This is a genomic window from Tardiphaga sp. 619_E2_N8_4, assembly GCF_051810905.1.
GTDB classification, from domain to species: Bacteria; Pseudomonadota; Alphaproteobacteria; order Rhizobiales; family Xanthobacteraceae; genus Tardiphaga; species Tardiphaga robiniae.
Genome location: NZ_JBPWQJ010000001.1, coordinates 1,182,205 through 1,204,393, shown reverse-complemented (window position 1 = coordinate 1,204,393; position 22,189 = coordinate 1,182,205). Strand labels below are relative to the sequence as shown.

At 61.7% G+C, this 22,189-nt stretch carries 20 protein-coding genes; 13 read left to right on the top strand and 7 right to left on the bottom strand.

Annotated elements, in window-relative coordinates; genetic code table 11:
* Positions 1-46: 46 nt before the first annotated feature.
* From AB8A23_RS05730 to AB8A23_RS05700, 7 genes are all read left to right on the top strand, one after another.
* The gene (locus AB8A23_RS05730; protein ID WP_120287623.1) at positions 47-3,004 is read left to right on the top strand and encodes a 2-oxoglutarate dehydrogenase E1 component; all 2,958 of its coding nucleotides are present in this window, start codon (positions 47-49) and stop codon (positions 3,002-3,004) included.
* 116 nt (positions 3,005-3,120) lie between these two features.
* Positions 3,121-4,365 carry a 2-oxoglutarate dehydrogenase complex dihydrolipoyllysine-residue succinyltransferase gene (odhB, locus tag AB8A23_RS05725; protein ID WP_120287624.1) on the top strand — a complete coding sequence of 415 codons (1,245 nt, stop codon included), beginning with the start codon at positions 3,121-3,123 and terminating at the stop codon, positions 4,363-4,365.
* Between the two features lie 12 nt (positions 4,366-4,377).
* Positions 4,378-4,809, top strand: a complete 432-nt coding sequence (locus AB8A23_RS05720) for a VOC family protein (protein ID WP_120287625.1) — start codon at positions 4,378-4,380, stop codon at positions 4,807-4,809.
* Positions 4,806-5,552 carry an SDR family oxidoreductase gene (locus AB8A23_RS05715; RefSeq protein WP_439060176.1) on the top strand — a complete coding sequence of 249 codons (747 nt, stop codon included), beginning with the start codon at positions 4,806-4,808 and terminating at the stop codon, positions 5,550-5,552. The genes AB8A23_RS05720 and AB8A23_RS05715 overlap by 4 nt, the downstream gene beginning before the upstream one ends.
* Positions 5,553-5,597: 45 nt before the next feature.
* Positions 5,598-7,001 carry a dihydrolipoyl dehydrogenase gene (gene lpdA, locus AB8A23_RS05710; RefSeq protein ID WP_309941714.1) on the top strand — a complete coding sequence of 468 codons (1,404 nt, stop codon included), beginning with the start codon at positions 5,598-5,600 and terminating at the stop codon, positions 6,999-7,001.
* Between the two features lie 38 nt (positions 7,002-7,039).
* Positions 7,040-7,570: a hypothetical protein gene (locus AB8A23_RS05705; RefSeq protein WP_089263684.1), complete on the top strand. Its 531-nt coding sequence runs from the start codon at positions 7,040-7,042 to the stop codon at positions 7,568-7,570.
* 27 nt (positions 7,571-7,597) lie between these two features.
* A complete protein-coding gene (locus AB8A23_RS05700) occupies positions 7,598-8,491 on the top strand; it encodes an alpha/beta fold hydrolase (protein WP_439060569.1) in 894 nt (297 codons plus the stop codon).
* 4 nt (positions 8,492-8,495) lie between these two features.
* Here the strand turns inward: AB8A23_RS05700 and AB8A23_RS05695 are convergent, their stop codons facing one another.
* The 3 genes from AB8A23_RS05695 to AB8A23_RS05685 form a co-directional block, all read right to left on the bottom strand.
* Positions 8,496-9,086: a DUF4337 domain-containing protein gene (locus AB8A23_RS05695; protein ID WP_068730131.1), complete on the bottom strand. Its 591-nt coding sequence runs from the start codon at positions 9,084-9,086 to the stop codon at positions 8,496-8,498.
* 102 nt (positions 9,087-9,188) lie between these two features.
* Positions 9,189-10,172, bottom strand: coding sequence for a tyrosine recombinase XerC (locus tag AB8A23_RS05690; RefSeq protein ID WP_439060178.1), 984 nt, complete (start codon positions 10,170-10,172; stop codon positions 9,189-9,191).
* Between the two features lie 84 nt (positions 10,173-10,256).
* Entirely contained in the window at positions 10,257-10,889 is a 633-nt protein-coding gene (locus AB8A23_RS05685) for a carboxymuconolactone decarboxylase family protein (RefSeq protein WP_439060180.1), read from the bottom strand.
* Between the two features lie 144 nt (positions 10,890-11,033).
* Between AB8A23_RS05685 and AB8A23_RS05680 the strand changes: the two genes are divergently transcribed.
* Positions 11,034-13,232, top strand: a complete 2,199-nt coding sequence (locus AB8A23_RS05680) for a primosomal protein N' (RefSeq protein WP_439060181.1) — start codon at positions 11,034-11,036, stop codon at positions 13,230-13,232.
* Between the two features lie 192 nt (positions 13,233-13,424).
* Here AB8A23_RS05680 and AB8A23_RS05675 read toward each other — a convergent pair whose 3' ends face one another.
* Entirely contained in the window at positions 13,425-13,916 is a 492-nt protein-coding gene (locus tag AB8A23_RS05675) for a septal ring lytic transglycosylase RlpA family protein (RefSeq protein WP_175369293.1), read from the bottom strand.
* A 694-nt stretch (positions 13,917-14,610) separates the two neighbouring features.
* Between AB8A23_RS05675 and AB8A23_RS05670 the strand changes: the two genes are divergently transcribed.
* From AB8A23_RS05670 to AB8A23_RS05650, 5 genes are all read left to right on the top strand, one after another.
* Positions 14,611-15,171: a F0F1 ATP synthase subunit delta gene (locus tag AB8A23_RS05670; RefSeq protein ID WP_089263247.1), complete on the top strand. Its 561-nt coding sequence runs from the start codon at positions 14,611-14,613 to the stop codon at positions 15,169-15,171.
* Positions 15,171-16,706 carry a F0F1 ATP synthase subunit alpha gene (atpA, locus tag AB8A23_RS05665; protein WP_068730144.1) on the top strand — a complete coding sequence of 512 codons (1,536 nt, stop codon included), beginning with the start codon at positions 15,171-15,173 and terminating at the stop codon, positions 16,704-16,706. The genes AB8A23_RS05670 and atpA overlap by 1 nt, the downstream gene beginning before the upstream one ends.
* A 121-nt stretch (positions 16,707-16,827) precedes the next feature.
* On the top strand, positions 16,828-17,703 hold the full coding sequence (locus AB8A23_RS05660; RefSeq protein ID WP_068730146.1) for a F0F1 ATP synthase subunit gamma: 876 nt from the start codon (positions 16,828-16,830) through the stop codon (positions 17,701-17,703).
* Between the two features lie 76 nt (positions 17,704-17,779).
* Complete coding sequence (gene atpD / locus AB8A23_RS05655; RefSeq protein ID WP_439060183.1) at positions 17,780-19,222, top strand: F0F1 ATP synthase subunit beta; 1,443 nt, start codon at positions 17,780-17,782, stop codon at positions 19,220-19,222.
* Positions 19,223-19,342: 120 nt separating this feature from the next.
* Positions 19,343-19,750 carry a F0F1 ATP synthase subunit epsilon gene (locus AB8A23_RS05650; RefSeq protein ID WP_120287630.1) on the top strand — a complete coding sequence of 136 codons (408 nt, stop codon included), beginning with the start codon at positions 19,343-19,345 and terminating at the stop codon, positions 19,748-19,750.
* Between the two features lie 43 nt (positions 19,751-19,793).
* Here the strand turns inward: AB8A23_RS05650 and AB8A23_RS05645 are convergent, their stop codons facing one another.
* The 3 genes from AB8A23_RS05645 to AB8A23_RS05635 all read right to left on the bottom strand — a co-directional run bounded on the left by AB8A23_RS05645 (position 19,794) and on the right by AB8A23_RS05635 (position 22,113).
* Complete coding sequence (locus tag AB8A23_RS05645; protein ID WP_439060185.1) at positions 19,794-20,288, bottom strand: RNA pyrophosphohydrolase; 495 nt, start codon at positions 20,286-20,288, stop codon at positions 19,794-19,796.
* Between the two features lie 7 nt (positions 20,289-20,295).
* The gene (locus tag AB8A23_RS05640) at positions 20,296-20,799 is read right to left on the bottom strand and encodes an RNA pyrophosphohydrolase (protein WP_068730156.1); all 504 of its coding nucleotides are present in this window, start codon (positions 20,797-20,799) and stop codon (positions 20,296-20,298) included.
* A gap of 105 nt (positions 20,800-20,904) precedes the next feature.
* Positions 20,905-22,113, bottom strand: coding sequence for a divergent polysaccharide deacetylase family protein (locus AB8A23_RS05635; RefSeq protein ID WP_439060186.1), 1,209 nt, complete (start codon positions 22,111-22,113; stop codon positions 20,905-20,907).
* Positions 22,114-22,189 lie beyond the last annotated feature (76 nt).

Sequence of the window (22,189 nt, the reverse complement as noted above, 5' to 3'; positions counted from 1 at the left end):
CAGCCCTCGTTAAAATTTCCGCGCGATACCAAATCAGGACGCCATCATGTCTCGCCAGGACGCGAACGCCGCCTTTGCACTCTCCTCATTTCTGCAAGGCGCAAACGCCACTTACATCGACGAACTCTATGCCCGTTACGAAAAGGACCCCTCCTCGGTCGATGCCGAGTGGCAGGAGTTCTTCAAGAGCCTGAAGGACTCGCCCGCCGACGTTCAGAAGAACGCCGAAGGCCCGTCCTGGGAGAAGGCCAACTGGCCGCTGACGCCGAAGGACGACCTGACCTCCGCCATGGACGGCAACTGGGCCCAGGTCGAGAAGGTGATGAGTGCCAAGCTCGCCGCCAAGACCGCGCAGCCCGGTGCTGCCGCCCCGACCGGCGACATCAATCAGGCGACGCGCGATTCGGTGCGCGCCTTGATGCTGATCCGCGCCTTCCGCATGCGCGGCCATTTCCACGCCAATCTCGATCCGCTGGGCATCGAAGGCCAGAAGGATCACGAGGAACTCGATCCGCGCTCCTACGGCTTCACCGATGCCGACTACGACCGCAAGATCTTCCTCGATAACGTCATCGGCCTCGAATACGGCACGCTGCGTGAGATCGTTGCGATCCTGCAGCGCACCTACTGCCAGACCCTCGGCGTCGAGTTCATGCACATTTCCAACCGCGCGCAGAAGGCGTGGATCCAGGAACGTATCGAAGGCCCGGACAAGGAAATCAGCTTCACGCCGGAAGGCCGCCGCGCCATCCTCCAGAAGCTGGTCGAAGCCGACGGCTTCGAGAAGTTTTGCGACGTCAAGTTCACCGGTACCAAGCGCTTCGGCCTCGACGGCGGCGAATCACTGATCCCGGCGCTGGAACAGATCATCAAGCGCGGCGGCAGCCTGGGTGTCCGTGACATCGTCGTCGGCATGCCACATCGCGGTCGCCTCAATGTGTTGACCCAGGTGATGGGCAAGCCGCACCGCGCGCTGTTCCATGAATTCAAAGGCGGTTCGGCCAATCCGGACGAGGTCGAAGGCTCGGGTGACGTCAAGTATCACCTCGGCGCCTCGTCGGATCGCGAGTTCGACAACAACAATATCCACCTATCGCTGACGGCGAACCCGTCGCATCTTGAAATCGTCGATCCCGTGGTGCTCGGAAAGGTCCGCGCCAAGCAGGACCAGAATGGTGATCCACCGGACCAGCGTATTTCAGTGCTGCCGCTGCTGATGCATGGCGATGCGGCCTTCGCAGGTCAGGGTGTGGTTGCGGAATGCTTCGCGCTGTCGGACCTGAAGGGCTATCGCACCGGCGGTTCGATCCACTTCATCGTCAACAACCAGATCGGCTTCACCACCTATCCGCGTTACTCCCGTTCGTCGCCCTATCCGTCCGACGTTGCGAAGATGATCGATGCTCCGATCTTCCATGTGAACGGCGACGATCCGGAAGCGGTGGTGTTCGCCGCCAAGATCGCGATCGAGTTCCGGCAGAAGTTCCACAAGCCTGTCGTCATCGACATGTTCTGCTATCGCCGCCACGGCCATAACGAAGGCGACGAGCCGGCGTTCACCCAGCCGGTGATGTACAAGAAGATCGGCGCGCATCAGTCGACGCTGGATATCTATGCCAAGCGCATCATCGCCGATGGCGTGATGACCGAAGGCGAAGTCGACAAGGCGAAGGCCGACTGGCGCGCCCGTCTTGATGCCGAGCTCGAAGCCGGCGCCGGCTACAAGCCGAACAAGGCTGACTGGCTCGACGGCAAGTGGGCCGGCTTCAAATATGCCGACCAGGAGGAAGATCCCCGTCGCGGCGTGACCGGCGTCGACGTCAAGACGCTGAAGGAGATCGGCGCCAAGATCACCAAGGTGCCCGATGGTTTCCGCGTTCACCGCACGGTGCAGCGTTTTCTCGACACCCGCGCCAAGGCGATCGACAGTGGCGAAGGCATCGACTGGGCGACCGGCGAGGCGCTGGCATTCTGTACCCTGATGGAAGAAGGCCACCATGTCCGGCTGTCCGGCCAGGACTCGGAGCGCGGCACCTTCTCGCAGCGCCATTCGGTGCTGTTCGACCAGGAAGACGAAAGCCGCTACACGCCGTTCAACCACCTCAAGCCCGACCAGGGTCACTACGAGGTCATCAACTCGCTGCTGTCCGAAGAAGCCGTGCTCGGATTCGAATACGGCTACTCGCTGGCCGAGCCGAAGGCGCTGACCATCTGGGAAGCGCAGTTCGGCGACTTCGCCAACGGCGCACAGGTGCTGTTCGACCAGTTCATCTCCTCGGGCGAACGCAAGTGGCTGCGTATGTCGGGCCTCGTCTGCCTGCTGCCGCACGGCTATGAAGGCCAGGGCCCGGAGCATTCCTCCGCACGCCTTGAGCGTTTCCTGCAGATGTGCGCGGAAGACAACATGCAGGTGGTCTATCCGACCACTCCGGCCAACTACTTCCACATGCTGCGTCGTCAGTTGAAGCGTGAGATTCGCAAGCCGCTGATCGTCATGACGCCGAAGTCGCTGCTGCGCCACAAGCGTGCGGTGTCGAAGCTGAGCGAACTCGGCGCCGACACCTCGTTCCATCGCGTGTTGTTCGACGATGCGGAGAAGCTGCCGGACGAGAAGATCAAGCTCACTGCCGACAACAAGATCCGTCGCGTCGTGCTGTGCTCCGGCAAGGTCTATTACGACCTCTACGAGGAGCGCGAGAAGCGCGGCATCGACGACGTCTACCTGATGCGCATCGAGCAGCTCTATCCGGTGCCGCTGAAGACGCTGGTGCAGGAGTTGACCCGCTTCAAGGGTGCGGAATTCGTCTGGTGTCAGGAAGAGCCGCGCAACATGGGCGGCTGGCACTTCATCGAACCGTATCTTGAATGGGTGCTCAACCAGATCAACGCCACCCACAAGCGTCCGCGTTATGCCGGCCGCGCTGCTTCGGCAGCGACCGCCACCGGCCTGATGTCCAAGCATCTCGCCCAGCTCAAGGCCTTCCTCGACGAAGCGCTCGGCTAAGCCTCCATTCTATTGGCGAATGCCCCGCACCCGCGGGGCGTTCGCATATCCCCATCGATTTCAAGTTCAGGCAGGAATGACCGAGCGGGTCGCCACGCCACAAGAGGAAATAGACAATGACTGAAATTCGCGTTCCCACGCTCGGCGAATCCGTGACGGAAGCCACCATCGGCCGCTGGTTCAAGAAGGCCGGCGATGCCGTCGCCGTTGACGAGCCGTTGGTCGAACTCGAGACCGACAAGGTCACAATCGAAGTGCCCGCGCCGTCCGCTGGCGTGCTCGGCGAGATCGTTGCCAAGGACGGCGAGACCGTGGCCGTCGGCGCACTGCTCGGCCAGATCACCGATGGTGCCGTCGGCGCCAAGCCGGCTGCAGCTCCCGCGAAGCCCGCTGCCCCGGCTCCGGCCGCCGCACCCGCCGCTGCTACGCCTGCTCCCGCTCAAAAGTCTGCACCCGTCGATGCGCCGCTGGCGCCGTCGGTCCGCAAGATCTCGGCCGAGAGCGGCATCGATGCCGCCACCGTCCCCGGCTCGGGCAAGGATGGCCGCGTGACCAAGGGCGACATGCTCGCTGCGATCGAAAAGGCTGCGTCGGCACCCACGCCGATCAATCAGTCTGCCGCCGCCGTGCAGGTACGTGCGCCGTCACCCGCTGACGATGCTGCCCGCGAAGAGCGCGTGAAAATGACGCGCCTGCGTCAGACCATCGCGCGCCGCCTCAAGGACGTGCAGAACACCGCCGCGATGCTGACGACTTTCAACGAGGTCGACATGACCAACGTGATGGCGCTGCGCTCGCAGTACAAGGATGTGTTCGAGAAGAAGCACGGCACCAAGCTCGGCTTCATGGGCTTCTTCACCAAGGCCTGCGTGCAGGCGCTGAAGGATATTCCGGCCGTGAATGCCGAGATCGATGGCTCCGACCTGATCTACAAGAACTACTATCACGTCGGCGTTGCCGTTGGCACTGACAAGGGCCTCGTCGTTCCCGTGGTGCGCGACTGCGATACCAAGTCGATCTCCGACATCGAAAAGACCATTGCAGATTTCGGCAAGCGCGCCCGCGACGGCCAGCTCAAGATCGACGAAATGCAGGGTGGCACCTTCACCATCACCAATGGCGGCATCTACGGCTCGCTGATGTCGACGCCGATCCTGAACGCACCGCAGTCGGCCATCCTCGGCATGCACAAGATCCAGGAACGTCCGGTCGTGGTCGGCGGCAAGATCGAGATCCGCCCGATGATGTATCTGGCGGTGTCCTACGATCACCGCGTCATCGACGGCAAGGAAGCCGTGACATTCCTCGTTCGCGTCAAGGAAAGCCTGGAAGATCCGGCCCGTCTCGTTCTGGATCTCTAACCCGAGGTCGCCATGGCGTTCGGACCGAACCCTCCGCCAATTCAGGCCCACCTTTGCGTCAAGGGTGGGCTTGAAGCCATTGCCTTCTATGAGAAGGCGCTTGGCGCGAAGTGTTCGTTCCACGCAATGGCCGACGACGGCAAGCGGGTCATGCACGCCAATCTCGAAATGTTCGGCAGCGAAGTTATGCTGCATGACGAATTTCCCGAGTTTGGTGGCCACATCCTGTCGCCGCAGACCCGCGGCGGCGCCGGCATGACGATCAATATCAATCTGCCCAAGCCTGAAGATGTCGACGCCGCGATCGCCCGCGCGGAAACATCGGGAGCAGAAGTCGTGATGGCGCCTCAGGATGTTTTCTGGGGGGCCCGCTACGGCACCATTCGCGATCCGTTCGGACACATCTGGTCCTTCAACGCCGCACTCACCGGGAGCGACGCATGAGCGACAACGTCGTGATCATTACCGGCGGAAGCCGCGGCATCGGTCGTTCCACCGCGCTGCTGGCGGCCTCACGTGGCTTCAAGGTCGTCGTCGGCTATGCCAGCAACGAAGCCGCCGCCAACGAGGTCGTTTCGAAGATCGAAGCGACCAACGGCAAGGCCATCGCGGTGAAATGCGATGTCGGCTCCGAGGCTGACATTCTTGCGCTGTTCAAGGCAGCGGACGCCTTTGGTCCTCTCGGCGCCCTGGTCAACAATGCCGGCATTGTCGGCCCTTCCATCCGCGTCGATCAGATGACTGCCGAACGCATCGCCAACATGATGACGGTGAATGTCACCGGAAGCATTCTCTGCGCCCGCGAAGCCGTGAAACGGATGTCGACCAAGCATGGCGGCAAGGGTGGCGTCATCGTCAATCTGTCATCGGTAGCCGCCAAACTAGGTGCGCCGAACACCTATGTCGACTATGCCGCCTCGAAGGGCGCGATCGATTCCTTCACCATCGGATTGGGACACGAAGTCGCAGCCGAAGGCGTTCGCGTTGCCGGCATTCGGCCGGGTTTGATCGATACCGATATTCACGCGTCAGGCGGCGAGCCGGACCGCGCGCATCGTCTTTCCGTCAACGTACCGATGAAGCGCGTCGGCACTGCGGATGAAGTTGCCAATGCCATCGTCTGGTTACTGTTGGACGAGGCTTCTTACGTCACATCCACCATTATCGACGTGTCCGGTGGCCGCTGAGGCTCTGACACCCCATATCATCTGAAGACAATACAGGACTGCATCATGGCTTCTTACGACCTCGTTGTTATCGGCACCGGACCCGGCGGTTATGTCTGCGCGATTCGCGCGGCGCAGCTCGGCATGAAGGTCGCCGTCGTCGAGAAGAACAGCACGCTGGGCGGCACCTGCCTGAACATCGGCTGCATGCCCTCGAAGGCTTTGCTCTATTCGTCAGAGCTTTTTGAGGAAGCCGGCCACTCCTTCGCCAAGATGGGCATCAAGGTGTCCGCCCCGACGCTCGATCTTCCGGCGCTGATGAACTTCAAGCAGCAAGGCATCGACGGCAACGTCAAGGGTGTCGAATTCCTGATGAAGAAGAACAAGATCGACGTCGTGATGGGCACCGGCCGTGTGCTCGGCACCGGCAAGGTCGAAGTCAGCGGCGCCGACGGCAAGGCCCAGACGCTGGAGACAAAGAACATTGTCATCGCTACCGGCTCTGACGTCGCCAAGCTGAAGGGCATCGAGATCGACGAGAAGCGCATCGTGTCGTCGACCGGCGCACTGTCCCTCGACAAGGTGCCGGAGAAGATGATCGTGGTCGGCGCCGGCGTGATCGGCCTCGAACTCGGCTCGGTGTGGCGCCGCCTCGGCGCCGAAGTCACCGTCGTGGAATTCCTCGACCGTATCCTGCCCGGCATGGATGGCGAAGTCGCTAAGCAGTTCCAGCGCATGCTCGAGAAGCAGGGCATGACCTTCAAGCTCGGCGCCAAGGTCACCGGCGTCGATACGTCCGGTAAGAAACTGAAGGCGCAGATCGAGCCAGCCGCGGGCGGCGCTGCCGAGTCCATCGAAGCCGACGTGATTCTCGTGGCGATCGGCCGCGTCGCTTATACCGAAGCGCTTGGCCTCAAGGAAGCAGGTGTCGAGCTCGATGAACGCGGTCGCGTCAAGATCGACCATCACTTCTCGAGCAACGTGAAGGGCGTCTACGCTATCGGCGACGTCGTCGCGGGCCCGATGCTGGCGCACAAAGCGGAAGACGAAGGCGTTGCCTGCGCCGAGCTTCTCGCCGGCCAGGCCGGTCATGTGAACTATGACGTCATCCCGGGCGTCGTCTACACCACGCCGGAAGTCGCCGCCGTCGGCAAGACCGAGGAAGAGCTCAAGGCTGCCGGTATCGCTTACAATGTCGGCAAGTTCCCGTTCACGGCCAATGGCCGCTCCAAGGTCAACCAGACTACCGATGGTTTCGTGAAGATTCTCGCAGATGCGAAGACCGATCGCGTGCTCGGCGTACATATGATCGGCCGCGAAGTCGGCGAAATGATCCACGAGGCCTGCGTGCTGATGGAATTTGGCGGTTCCGCCGAAGATCTGGCCCGCACCTGCCATGCCCATCCGACCCGCTCCGAGGCGGTGAAGGAAGCTGCATTTGCAGTAGCCAAGCGCGCTATCCATATGTGAGTCACGGCCGGCGCGACGCCGGCTGGGAGACGAACGCCATGATGCGACGCGTGCTGCAGCCGCTATGGTTCTTCCTCGCTTTGATCTTCCTGATCGAAGCGTGGCTGTGGGATCATCTCGAACCGGTCGTCGCGCGCATCGTTGCAGCGATTCCGCTGCGCGCATTCAAGGAATGGCTGGCCGCGCGGATCGCGCGGCTGTCGCCGATGTTGACGCTGGCCGTGTTTGTTATTCCGGCGATCCTGCTATTTCCATTGAAATTGGCCGGCGCCTGGCTGCTTATGCATCAGTATTGGATCAGCGCTTTCGCGCTCATCGTGTTCAGCAAGTTTCTCGGCGTCGGCGTCGCTGCGTTCATCTTCGATGTGACACGGCCGAAGCTGTTGCAGATGAACTGGTTTCGGAAGCTCTACGAATTCGTTCTCGACATCCGCCGCCGGGCCGGCGAATTGGTCGCGCCTGTGACTGCAAGAATCAAGGCGACGATGGCGATGTTCCGCTCCAATTCATCATCACGTTGGATGCGGCTGGTACAACGGCTGCGTCATCGGGCGCATTCGGCGCGGTAGATCGAACGGGAGAGCAACCTGGCTGAACTGGCACGCATCCAAACTCCCCTTCTCGATATTGCTTATGAACATAGCGGACCGGATGGTGGCCTGCCCGTTCTGCTGATGCATGGTTTTCCCTATGACATCAGAGGCTATGACGACGCGGTCGCCATCATCAACGCTGCCGGCTTTCGTACCATCGTGCCCTATCTGCGTGGCTATGGGCCAACGCGGTTTCTTTCCAGTGCGACCATCCGCTCGGGGCAACAGGCTGCGCTCGGACAGGATCTGCTGGAGCTGATGGACGCGCTGCGTATCGGCAAGGCCCTGGTCGCCGGTTATGACTGGGGCGGGCGCGCGGCCTGCGTCGTCTCGGCGCTATGGCCCGAACGCGTGCACGGCCTCGTCAGTTGCACCGGCTACAACATCCAGGACCTGACGAATGCGGCGCGGCCGTCCGCTCCCGAGCAGGAAGCGCGACAGTGGTATCAGTATTATTTCCATACCGAACGCGGCCGCAACGGCCTGATCCAGAACCGCGACGCACTAGCCAAACTGCTCTGGAAGATGTGGTCGCCCAGCTGGGCATTCGATGACGCCACATTCGAGCGCTCGGCGTCGGCCTTCGACAACGATGACTTCGTCGATGTGGTCGTGCACTCTTATATGCACCGTACCGGCAGCGTCGCCGGCGATCCGAATTATGCTTTTCTGGAGACCCAGCTTGCGGCGCAGCCGAAGATCGATGTCCCGACTATCGTTCTGCACGGCGCTGACGATGGCATTGGACCCGTAAAGAATTCCGAGAATCACGGCCAGTATTTTACGGGCCCTTACGAGCGCCGCGTCATCGCGGGCGTTGGCCACAATGTACCGCAGGAAGCGCCCAAGGCGTTTGCCGAAGCGGTCCTGCAGCTATGCCGGACCGCTTCGGCTTAAGTCATTACATGAGATGAACCGCATGCGGCGCGAACAGGCCGATCGCGGTAAAGGCGACGCCGGCAATCGCCAGTGCACCTGATACCCAGGCCAGCGCGATCATGCCGGTGATGATCGTGGCCGATGCCAGCACGATGCCGATCTGGAATGCGGCGGAGGCCACTTCATAGTGATGATAACGCGCCATTGCGAGGTCGCGCGCATGCTCGGCTTCCTTGGCACGGGCAGCGAGCTGTTCGGAGCCTTCGCCGGTCTCCGGCTCGGAGCGATAACGATCCGCGGTCTTCTTCCAGTCGTCGATCTGCTTGGACAGTGCGGCCTTGGCGGCATCGTCACCCATCAGGCCGAGGCTGAGCCTGGCCTGATCTGACGTCGCCTGAACGACGGTGCGGCGGATGCTTTTGGCCTGGAAGAACGCCCAGAGGTTGGATGCCTCGACGTTCTTGCTGATAGATTCGGTTTGCGCACCCTTGCCGAGGGTTTCCGAGAACGCCAGAAACAGCGCGATCACGGCAATCAGTAGTGCAATATTCTTGTTCGAGCCGGATGCATGCTCGGCATGCTCCGCGTGCTCCATACTTTCGTGCGCGCCCATCGTAATCCCCTCCGGTTGGTCGATGTGTCGATTTGACCGAACCGCGGCGACTTCGCAAGGGGCAGCTCATGACACTTCTACTACAGCTGGGGCTTGCCTGGCCTACGCTCGCGGGTGTGCGGTCTTGTAGACCTCGAACAGCCGCTCGGTGTCGATGCCGGTATAGATCTGTGTGGTCGACAGCGAGGCATGACCGAGCAATTCCTGGATCGCGCGCAGGTCACCACCGCGGGTCAGCAGATGGGTGGCAAAGGAATGGCGCAGCGCGTGCGGCGTGGCGCTGTCGGGCAGGCCGAGCGCGCCGCGCATCCGCTCCATGGTCAACTGGATGATCCGAGGGCTAAGCGGCCCGCCGCGCGCGCCGACGAACATCGGGCCATCGGCAGGGAGCGGATGCGGACACTGCGCGGCGTAGTCGGCGATGAGCTCCAGCACATTATGCAGCACCGGCACCATACGGGTCTTGTTACCCTTGCCGTTGACGATCAGCACATCGCCCGCGCCGGCTGCCGGCACGTCGCGGCGCTTCAGGCCAAGTGCTTCGGAGATACGCAAGCCGGACCCGTAGAGCAGCGCCATCACCGCGGCATCGCGCGCCCAGATCCACGGATCGCGATTTTCGCCCGCGCGCTCATCCGCATCGGCCAGGCGTTTGGCCGAGACCATCTGCAACGGCTTCGGCAGGCTCTTGCCGATTTTGGGCGCGCGAACCGCGGACAACGCACCGACGTTGCCCTTGCCTTCGCGCTCTAGAAAACGACCGAATGACCGTAGACCGGCCAGCGCGCGCATCAGCGAGCGGCCGCCGATATCATCGCCGCGCCGCGCCGCCATGAAGGCACGGACATCGCTGGTCTCCAGCTTGGCGAAACGTGGCAGCGAGACGAGCGCGCCCCAGTGTTCGGCGAGAAATGTCAGAAACTGCCGGACGTCCCGCGCATAAGCCTCCAGCGTCTTCGGCGACAGCCGTCGCTCGGCACGCAAATGCGACAGCCAGTGCGTCATTTGCAGCGAGACATCAGCATCGGCGCAAATGAGATCGATAGGTGCGGGTGCGTTTGGTTTTTTGTCGGAAAGCTTGGCCATCGGAATGCCTTGCGGTTCGCCATGCGCGAACGGGCGGAGATTATCACACCCTGCTCGTTTCACTTTGGTGAACCGCCGGCATCGTCAATCCGGGAACCGCTTCAGGGGCTCCGCGACACCGGCCGGGAGGCCTGTTCGCGCTGCATTCATGGCCATGGCCAGGAAGGTGTAATAGCCATTGATCCCGAGCAGATCGATAACACCCTGCTCGCCGAATTTGGCGACGGCCTTGTTCCAGGTCGGATCACTCACGCGTTTGGTGCGCTGGATCTCGATCGACATGTCGTAGGCGGCCTCTTCGTCCTCGGCCATGCCAACAGGACGCCGGCCATCGGCAATCGCATCGGCGATGTCGTTGCGCAAGCCGGCCTTGATCGCGATGTCATGATGCGCAACCCACTCATATTGCTGGGTCCATTCGCGTGCGGTGATCAGGATGATCATTTCGCTGAGCCGCGGCGCCAGTGCGCTCTTGAACCTGAGATGATCGCCCATCGCCTTGGCGCGCAGCATGACTTCCGGGCTGCGAATCAGCGGCACGAAGGGGCCACGGACCTCGTAGCCCCGGCCGCCGGCGAACTCCTCGGCAGCTTTCTTCTGCGCTTCGGTGTATTTGTCGGCCGGGATCGGCGGCATCCGGTCCTGTGCCCGTGCGGGGATGGCGGTAACTGACAGCACGAGAAGTGAGGCTAGAGTCCCGGCGAGCTTGTGGCGCATGATGTTTCTCCCTGCGGGTTCTTGTTCTCGTTTCATTGTCGTGGCGGCCGATCGGTCATAAGACCGGCCATCCGGCGGACACTGGTCCGGACCGCACCGCGAGCTTAGGTTAGCGGATACCCCAATTCGAGTCTGATTCCGCCGATGGACGAAGCTGCGCGCACCAAAACATCGTCTGGCGTCGTTGACGTGCTGGTGCCGGTCGCGCTGAACCAGGCTTATTCCTATCGCGTGCCCCGTGGCCTCGACCTGCAGCCCGGCGATGTCGTCAGCGTACCGCTCGGCGCCCGCGAGGTGATCGGCGTGGTCTGGGCAGAAAATGCCAATCCCGACCCCCGCCTGCACAATCGCCTGAAAGAGGTTGGCGAGAAATTCAATGTCCCCCCGCTGAAGCAGGAATTGCGCAGCCTGGTCGACTGGGTGGCGAATTACACTTTGTCCGCGCGCGGCATGGTCATGAAGATGACTCTGCGGATGGGCGAGCACCTCGGCCCGGAGCGGGTGCGCATGGGCGTCCGCCTGGTCGGCGAAGTGCCCAAGCGCATGACCTCGGCACGCGCACGGCTGATCGAGATCCTGTCGGACGGCCTGCTGCACGCGAAGTCTGAGGCAGCCAAGGAGGCCGGCGTCAGCGCAGGCGTAATCGACGGCCTCGTCGATGAGGGCACGCTTGCTATTGAAGCCATGCCCCGCGCGCTACCGCCGCCAGCGCCTGATCCCACCTTCGCCGAACCGGACTTTTCAAACGATCAGGCCGTCGCGGCCGAGGCGATGCGGACCTTCGCCGCCAAGGGGGATTTTCACGCCGCTTTGCTCGACGGCGTCACCGGCTCCGGCAAGACCGAGGTCTATTTCGAGGCGGTTGCCGAGGTGATCAGGCGCGGCGAACAGGTGCTGATCCTGATGCCCGAAATTGCGCTGACGGGGCAATTCCTGGAGCGCTTCTCAAAACGCTTCGGCGTGCGGCCGCTGGAGTGGCATTCCGAACTGACACCGCGCACCCGCGCGCGCAACTGGGCGTCGATCGCCAATGGCGAGGCCCATGTCATCGTCGGTGCGCGTTCGGCGCTGTTTCTGCCTTACGCGAAACTCGGCCTGATCATCGTCGATGAGGAACATGACCAAGCCTACAAGCAGGACGAAGGCGCGCATTACCACGCCCGCGACATGGCAGTGGTGCGGGCGTCGATCGCCAAAATTCCCATCGTGCTGGCCTCGGCGACACCGTCGGTCGAGTCCGAGGTCAACGCGCGCAAGGGACGCTATCAGCGCATCGCGTTGCCCTCACGCTTCGGCGGTCAGCACATGCCGCATATCGAGGCCATCGACCTGCGCCGCGAAGGGCCGATGCGCGGCCGCTTCATTGCGCCGCGCCTCGCCGAAAAGATCCAGATCGCCATCGAGCGCAAGGAACAGGCGCTGCTGTTCCTCAATCGCCGCGGCTATGCGCCGCTGACGTTATGCCGCGGCTGCGGACACCGGTTTGCCTGCACGATCTGCGATGCGTGGTTGGTCGATCATCGCTTTCGGCAGCGGTTGGTGTGCCACCACTGCGGTTTCTCGATGCATCGCCCGCATCAATGCCCGCATTGCCAGGCCGAAGAATCGCTGGTCGCCGTTGGCCCGGGCGTCGAGCGCTTGCAGGAGGAAGCGGCGAGCCTGTTCCCGGACGCGCGCACCATGGTGCTGTCGAGCGATCTTATTACGTCGATCGATGCGATGCGCACGGAGCTGGCCGAGATCGCAGAGGGCCGTGTCGATGTCATCATCGGCACGCAACTCGTGGCCAAGGGCCATAACTTCCCGCGGCTCAATCTGGTTGGCGTCATCGACGCCGATCTGGGCCTCGGCAATGGCGATCCGCGCGCCGCGGAACGCACCTATCAGATGCTCAATCAGGTCATCGGCCGCGCCGGACGTGAACAGGGCCGCGGCGTCGGCTATCTGCAGACCCATCAGCCGGAACATCCGGTGATGAAGGCGCTGATCGCAAACGACCGCGAAGCGTTTTACGCCAGCGAGATCGAGGCCCGCGAGCGCGCGGGCTATCCACCCTTCGGACGGCTGGCGAGCCTGATCATCTCAGGCGGGGACCGGCCAACCACGGAGGGCTATGCGCGCAAGCTCGCCGCCGTAGCACCGATCGACGAGCGCATCATGGTGCTCGGCCCCGCCGAAGCACCGCTCGCCGTGATCAAAGGTCGCTATCGCTTCCGACTGCTGGTGAAGTCGGCGCGCAATGTCGACCTGTCGCACTATCTCCGCGACTGGCTCGCGCATGGGCCAAAGACGACCGGCAATCTCAAGCTCGAAGTGGATGTCGATCCGCAAAGCTTTCTTTGAGCTTCGTCATTCCGGAAGGCTCACTGTTGCGAGCGAACCTGGAATGACGGTGTGAACTGACAACGCAAAAACAAAAAAAAAGCCTGCTGTCTTTTGATGACAGCAGGCTCTTTTACTCAACGCTTACTCTACTCAATACACACACAACGCTACTGAACTTGGAAGATCAGGGACGCGACGCGCTTGTCTTGCTTACATGACTTCCGCAACGACTCGGCCGACACCACGGCCGGTCAGACCGATCGCGCTCGCTGCGCCCTTGGACAGGTCGAGCACCCGGCCACGGATGAACGGGCCGCGATCGTTGACGGTGACGACAACGCTGCGACCGCCATGGGTAACGCGCAGCTTGGTGCCGAACGGCAGCGAACGATGCGCGGCGGTCATCGCATTCTGATTGAAGCGCTGACCCGACGCAGTGCGGCTGCCGGACTCATTGCCGTAATAGGACGCAACACCCGAGAAGCTACGGCCGCCGGTGGTCGGCGCGATCGACGCATTGGCATCGAACAGCGACGGCGAAGCCTTGGCGACGTGATGGTGCTTGTGGTGATGGCGATGGTGCCGGGATTTGGCCGAAGCCTCAGAAACCGTTCCCCCGAGAACAAGAGCGGCAGTCATGACAGCGATTGCCGTACGCGGCCGGGCGATAGCACCCAGCGTCGATTTTCCGTAACGCAGCATAAGTTGTTGTCCCTCAGACAGTATTGCCACAAATGTGGCAAGTGGACCCCCGTCCCAATTTCACTGGCTGAGCGTTTGACGACGTAATGAGGCGTAAAATAGGCAACGCAATCGTTCCATGACCAGATGAAATATCTTGTGATGGAACAGAACATGCCTAATGAGCCGCTTTAATGAATTTTTAACTATTAAGTATACTGCACATTACATAACTATACTGAATAGCTAAGTGATCGCCGTGCATGGATAGCATTCGGTAAGTAAATGTTAAGAAGCCCGAAACGGTGACATGAAACGCGCACGCCGCGCTGCCCGCCGCGATTTCAATTGCCGGCTCACCGTACTCGACGTTGCGTGATTCAAAAGAATCGGCACCGTGTACCGTCATGCGGAATAAGAAATTCCGCCTCGGAGATGGACGATGAAACACTCCGTCAGCGACCCGATTGGCGCGTCACATCTCCCTGAAATGATTCTTTGCGAGGGCCTGCGACAAGGCATCATCAAACGCTTTCGTCGCGTTGCACCAGCGCGCGGGCTATGTTAGCAAAGCCGCGATTTGAACGGGTCACGACATTTTGTTGTGACCTCAAAATCGAAGTCCCGCTTGAATTCCAAGGACTTGGATCGCTAGGCGCCACATTCAGGCGATAGTTATTCCCTTGCGAGTTTGACAGCCTGAAGAGCGCAATTCGTGGCAACACAAGATCCGTCGGTTTCGGGAATGTCCGGTCGTTATGCAACGGCTCTGTTTGAGCTGGCGCGTGACGAAAAGTCCGTCGATGCGGTGAAGGCCGATCTCGACAAATTCGCAGCGATGCTGGCCGACAGCGCCGACCTGGCGCGACTGGTTCGCAGTCCGGTGTTCTCTGCAGAGATTCAGGGCAAGGCCCTCGCTTCGGTTCTGGAGAAAGCCGGAATTACCGGCATCACCGCCAACTTTCTCAAGGTTCTCACCGCCAACCGCCGCCTGTTCGCCATTGGCGACGTGGCCCGCGGCTTCAATGCGCTGGTAGCCAAGTTTAAGGGCGAAGCCACGGCTGACGTCACCGTCGCCGAGCCGCTCAGTGACAAGAATCTCGACGCTCTCAAGACCGCGCTGAAGTCAGTGACGGGCAAGGACGTCGCGCTCAACGTGAAAGTCGATCCGTCCATCATCGGCGGGCTTGTCGTCAAGCTCGGCAGCCGCATGGTGGACAGCTCGCTTCGCACCAAACTCAACTCGATCAAGCACTCGATGAAAGAGGCAGGCTGATGGACATCCGCGCCGCAGAAATTTCCGCGATCCTCAAAGACCAGATCAAGAATTTCGGCCAGGAAGCTGAAGTTTCTGAAGTCGGACAGGTGTTGTCCGTCGGCGACGGCATTGCCCGCGTCTACGGCCTCGACAACGTCCAGGCTGGTGAAATGGTCGAATTCGAGAACGGCACCCGCGGCATGGCGCTGAACCTCGAAACCGACAACGTCGGCGTCGTTATTTTCGGCGCTGACCGCGAAATTAAGGAAGGCCAGACTGTTAAGCGCACCCGCTCGATCGTGGACGCGCCGGTTGGCAAGGGTCTCCTCGGCCGCGTGGTCGACGCGCTCGGCAATCCGATCGATGGCAAGGGTCCGATCCAGGCCGACAAGCGTATGCGCGTCGACGTCAAGGCACCGGGCATCATTCCGCGCAAGTCGGTCAACGAGCCGATGGCAACCGGCCTGAAGTCGGTCGACGCTCTGATCCCGGTCGGCCGTGGCCAGCGCGAGCTGATCATCGGTGACCGTCAGACCGGCAAGACCGCAATCGCGCTCGACACCATCCTGAATCAGAAGTCGCTGAACGTTGCTGGCGCTCCCGAGAGCCAGAAGCTGTACTGCGTGTACGTCGCCGTCGGTCAGAAGCGTTCGACCGTCGCTCAGTTCGTGAAGGTGCTCGAAGAGCAGGGTGCGATGGAATACTCCGTCGTCGTCGCTGCGACCGCTTCCGATCCGGCTCCGATGCAGTACATCGCGCCGTTCACCGGCTGCACGATCGGCGAATTCTTCCGCGACAACGGCATGCACGCCGTCATCATCTATGACGATCTCTCGAAGCAGGCCGTCGCTTACCGTCAGATGTCGCTGCTGCTGCGCCGTCCGCCGGGCCGCGAAGCCTATCCGGGCGACGTGTTCTATCTTCACTCGCGTCTGCTCGAACGCGCTGCGAAGCTCAATGATTCCCAGGGCAATGGTTCGCTGACGGCGCTGCCGGTCATCGAAACCCAGGCCAACGACGTGTCCGCCTACATTCCGACCAACGTGATTTCGATCACTGACGGTCAGATCTTCCTTGAAACTGATCTGTTCTTCCAGGGCATCCGTCCTGCCGTGAACGTCGGTCTGTCCGTGTCGCGCGTCGGCTCCGCCGCGCAGACCAAGGCGATGAAGAAGGTCGCCGGCAAGATCAAGGGTGAGCTCGCGCAGTACCGTGAAATGGCGGCCTTTGCGCAGTTCGGCTCGGACCTCGACGCTTCGACCCAGCGCCTGCTGAACCGAGGCGCACGTCTGACCGAACTCCTGAAGCAGCCGCAGTTCTCGCCGCTGAAGATGGAAGAGCAGGTTTGCGTGATCTGGGCCGGCACCAACGGCTATCTCGACACTCTGCCGATCGCCAAGGTTCGGGGCTTCGAAGACGGTCTTCTGTCGCTGCTGCGCGGCAAGAACGTTGAGATCCTCAACGCGATCCGCGACAGCCGCGATCTCAAGGATGACGTCGCCGCCCAGCTCAAGGCCGTCGTCGAAGGCTTCGCGAAGACCTACGCTGCTTAATACTGTCAATGAATGGCCGGCTCCCGCCGGCCATTCGCGTTGATGTCCGGCACGAGGTCGGGCGTTTCGAACGAGAGGTTCGCGATCGGCCAAACGGCCAGATCGCCGGGGTGGACTGAGAATGGCCTCACTTAAAGACATGCGCGTCCGCATCGCCTCGACCAAGGCGACGCAGAAGATCACCAAGGCGATGCAGATGGTCGCAGCGTCGAAGCTGCGTCGTGCGCAGACCGCTGCCGAAGCTGCACGACCTTACGCCGAGAAGATGGATACCGTGATCGCCAGCATTGCCGGCGCTACAACGGCAGGCTCCGGTCCGGCGCTGCTCGTCGGCACCGGCAAGGATCAGGTTCATCTGCTGCTGGTCTGCACCGGCGAGCGTGGCCTGTGCGGCGCTTTCAATTCCTCGATCGTCCGTCTGGCGCGCGAACGCGCACTGGCGCTGATGAACCAGGGCAAGACGGTCAAATTCTTCTGCGTTGGTCGCAAGGGCTACGAGCAACTGCGCCGTAATTTCGACAAGCAGATCGTCGGTCATCTCGAATTGCGTTCGGTGCGTCAGCTCGGCTTCGTCAATGCCAACGACATCGCCAAGAAGGTTCTCGAACTCTTCAACACTGGCGAATTCGACGTCTGCACGCTGTTCTATTCCCGCTTCAAGTCGGTGATCGCGCAAATCCCGACCGCCCAGCAGATCATTCCCCTGGTGGTCGAGGCGCCTAAAGCCGATGCCGGCCCAACGCCGAGCTACGACTACGAGCCCGCCGAGGATGAGATCCTCGACGGCCTGCTGCCGCGCAATCTTGCGGTGCAGATCTTCCGCGCTCTGCTCGAGAACAACGCTTCGTTCTACGGCGCGCAGATGAGCTCGATGGACAACGCTACGCGCAACGCCGGCGACATGATCCGCAAGCAGACATTGATCTACAACCGCACCCGCCAGGCGATGATTACGAAGGAGCTGATCGAAATCATCTCCGGCGCCGAGGCGATCTAACAACAACCTTCCGGCCTCATGGGCCGCCGTTCAAGTTTCGGACTTCCGAGTCCTTGAAGTTTATGGAGAAGTTTTCATGGCCGCATCCGCCAACCAGACCGGACGTATCACCCAGGTCATCGGCGCCGTCGTCGACGTGCAGTTCGAAGGCTACCTGCCCGCAATTCTGAACGCGATCGAAACCAAGAACGGTGGCAACCGCCTGGTTCTCGAAGTCGCCCAGCATCTCGGCGAATCGACGGTCCGCACCATCGCGATGGACACCACCGAAGGTCTGGTCCGTGGTCAGGAAGTCACCGACACTGGCTCGCCGATCCAGGTTCCTGTTGGCGTCGGCACCCTCGGCCGTATCATGAACGTGATCGGGGAGCCGATCGATGAAGGCGGTCCGATCGCTTCGGAAGGCAACCGCGCTATCCATCAGGAAGCGCCGATGTATACCGAGCAGTCCACCGAGGCTGAAATTCTCGTCACCGGCATCAAGGTCGTCGATCTGCTCGCGCCTTACGCCAAGGGCGGCAAGATCGGCCTGTTCGGCGGCGCCGGCGTCGGCAAGACGGTTCTCATTCAGGAACTGATCAACAACGTCGCGAAGGCGCACGGCGGCAACTCGGTGTTCGCCGGCGTCGGCGAGCGTACCCGCGAAGGTAACGATCTCTATCACGAGTTCATCGAGTCCAAGGTGAACGCCGATCCGCACAATCCGGATCCGACCGTGAAGTCGAAGTGCGCTCTCGTGTTCGGCCAGATGAACGAGCCTCCGGGCGCCCGCATGCGCGTTGCTCTGTCCGGTCTGACCGTCGCCGAGCACTTCCGCGATCAGGGCCAGGACGTGCTGTTCTTTATCGACAACATCTTCCGCTTCACCCAGGCAGGTTCGGAAGTGTCGGCGCTGCTCGGCCGTATTCCTTCGGCGGTGGGTTATCAGCCAACGCTCGCGACTGACATGGGCGCGCTGCAGGAGCGTATCACCACCACGCATAAGGGTTCGATCACCTCGGTGCAGGCCATCTACGTTCCGGCCGACGACTTGACCGATCCGGCGCCTGCTACCTCGTTCGCCCATTTGGACGCGACGACCGTGCTCAACCGTGCGATTTCGGAAAAGGGCATCTACCCCGCAGTGGATCCGCTCGACTCCACCTCGCGCATGCTGTCCCCGCTGATCGTCGGCCAGGAGCACTACGAGACCGCGCGTATGGTTCAGCAGGTGCTGCAGAAGTACAAGTCGCTGCAGGACATCATCGCCATTCTCGGCATGGACGAACTGTCGGAAGAGGACAAGCTGGCCGTGGCCCGCGCCCGCAAGATCGAGCGCTTCCTGTCGCAGCCGTTCTTCGTCGCTGAAATCTTCACGGGTTCGCCGGGCAAGTTCGTCGAGCTCGCCGACACCATCAAGGGTTTCCGCGCGATCTGCGAAGGCAAGTACGATCATCTGCCGGAAGCCGCCTTCTACATGGTCGGCGCGATCGAAGAAGCCGTCGAGAAGGGCAAGAAGCTGGCTGCGGAAGCCGCTTGATCAAAGAAGATTGCCGCTGTCGGGCTCTGCCCGGCAGCGAATTGAATTGTTCCGACTGCAGATTCTGACTGATAGACCGCGGACCGTGTTCGCGGGTGACAGCCAAGAGAGTAGCTACCGATGGCCACGTTCCACTTCGATCTCGTCTCACCGGAAAAGCTCGCTTTCACGGGTGAAGTCGAGCAGGTCGATATTCCCGGCGCCGAGGGCGATGTCGGCGTGATGGCCGGCCACGCGCCTGTGGTAGTCGCGTTGCGCCCGGGCATCATGACTGTCACCACCGGTGGCAAGCATGAGAAGATCATTGTGCTCGGTGGCCTTGCCGAAGTCTCGGACAAGGGCTTGACGGTTCTTGCTGACGTCGCAACCTCAATCGCCGAGCTGGACCGCGAAGCTTTCGCCAAGGACATCGCCGAGATGGAAGAGAAGCTGGCCGAGAAGGAAGGCTCCGCTCTGGACCGCGCTATCGAGCGCCTCGACCACTTCAAGGTCATCCAGCAGCACATCACCTCGACGGCGATGCACTAAGCGCTATAGCCCGGGTAGCGCTTCGTTTCGTCAGGGCTTCGCCTCAGACAAATTTCGCAAAACTCTCGGCCACGGCGCGATAGACCTCCCGCCGGAACGGCACCGCGAGATCCGCGACGCGATCCAGCCGCTCCCAACGCCAGGCGTCGAATTCAGGCGGTTGACCGTTGCGCGGCGTGAGCGGATCGACTTCGGCATCATCCCCGGTGAATTTCAGTGCAAACCACTTCTGCCGTTGCCCGCGGAACTGCGCAAAGCGATGGCTGGGGTTCTCGAACGGGATGAAGTCATAGGTCATCCAGCCGGTCTCGCCGAGATAGTCGGCATGACTGACGCCAGTCTCTTCCCATAATTCGCGCATCACGGCGACGCGGGGATCTTCGTCGGGATCGATACCACCCTGAGGCATCTGCCATTCCAGGCCCGGCAGAATGATCTCCGGCCCGTCATCCTTGAAGCGGCGGCCGATCAGAACTTTGCCGTCGGCATTGAACAGTGCGACGCCCACATTGGGGCGGTAGGGCCGGTTGTCCGTCATTCCAGTACTAGCCGTCCGCCAGACCGGCAAATTCCTTCACCACCCGCTCATAGACGGGGCGCTTGAACGGCACGATCAGCTCCGGAAGGTTCTTCATCGGCTCCCAGCGCCAATTGATGAACTCGGCCTTATGGCCACCCGGGGGGTGCGTGACGTTGATTTCCTTGTCATCGCCGGTGAAGCGTACGGCGAACCATTTCTGCCGCTGGCCGCGATAGCGACCCTTCCAGGCCCGCCCGGCCACCGTGCGGGGAATGTCGTAGATCAACCAGTCCGGCACTTCGCCGAGCTTCTCGACCGATTGGACACTGGTTTCTTCATAGAGCTCGCGCTTGGCTGCCTCCCAGGTGTCCTCACCGGGATCGACGCCGCCCTGCGGCATCTGCCAGACATGCATGTCATCGACGTGCTCGATACCGCCGGCACGTCGGCCGATAAAGACGAGCCCTTGCGGGTTGATCAGCATCATTCCGACGCAAGTTCGATAGGGCAGGTCTTCGTAGCGCGCCATTCCGTCAATGCCTCTCGCGTCCGTTCGAGCACTCTTTACGCAGCGATTCGACCTTGCTGAATCGCAGCGATTCGGCCGTGCCGAATTCACCCTAGCCCAAAGACGCTAGCTTGATTTTGATTTCAGCATCGCGGTTGTCAATGGCACCAGCATGACCCCGCGGCTTTCAAGGGTTTTCGCCCAGGCGCTGATACGTTCGATCGAGATCGGCAGCGCCGAAGCGACGCCGACAGCCACACCCCGCTCCTTGGCCAGCCCCTCGAGCCGCGCTAGCGCCTTGTCGATGTCTGCGGAGGTCGGCACCGCGTCGATGGCAACATCGGAGCGTGCGAAGGGCATGCCCTGCCCTTCGGCGGCTGCGGCGGCAACGCTGCGCGGCGTCGAGCCATCGTCGAACAATGCAAGCCCGCGTTTGCTGGCCTCACGCGCAATGGGTTGCATCGCCGTGTCAGTGGCGATGAAGCGCGCGCCCATGAAATTGGCGACGCCGACATAGCCCTGGAAGCGGCTCATATGCCACATCATGCGATCGAGGTTCTGCTCGGCCGTAGCCGAGGACAACAGCGTCTGCGGGCCGGGATCGTTGTCGGGATAGTCGAACGGTTCCATCGGCAGCTGCAGCAGCACCTCGTGGCGCTGCGCACGGGCGCGCTCGACCAGTTTGCCGGGATCCGAGCCATAGGGCGTGAAGCCCAGCGTCACGGCCGGCGGCAGCTTCATGATGGCATCGGTGGTCTTGGCTGCACCGACGCCGAGGCCGCCAATAACGATGGAAATGCTCGGCATCTTCATCGCCCTGGCGCGCTCGGCCTCGGAGCCCGCGGCATAGGCCGTGACCGGCTTCAGCGCGCCGATGGCGATGGGCACCATGCCGTGGCGGGATTTCTCCAGCAGTTTCTGATCGATCCCCGTCATGACCGGCGGCGACACATCGGCCGCAGCGTTGTCCGACCCCTCGCTCGACACCACGACATCCTTACGGGCGCCGCTGGAGCCGTCGATGATGGTAATGGTCTTCTGGCCGGGAACCTCGGGTGCCTTGGCCGTCTCGGGCGTACCGTGCTTGACCTCGACCGGCGGCTTGGCGGCGACCTTCTGATCATCAGTCGCGGCAGGTGCCTTTATCGCTACGCGCGCTACCGGCTCGCCGCCCATCGGGTTATTATTGAAGATGGCAACACCGAGAAAACCGAGCAGCAGCAAGGCGAGGATCGTGGCAAGCGCCTGCGTTCCGGAAAAAGGCAGCCGGAACCGCCGCTTACGCGTCGATTTTTGTCCAAGCGGGGCGCTCAGATCGTCCGCCGACACTGCCATGGATCTCCCGAATCAGCCGACCGGACAATAACACGCCCGGTCGCGGCCACGGCACCCGGAAGGGCGCGGGATCACC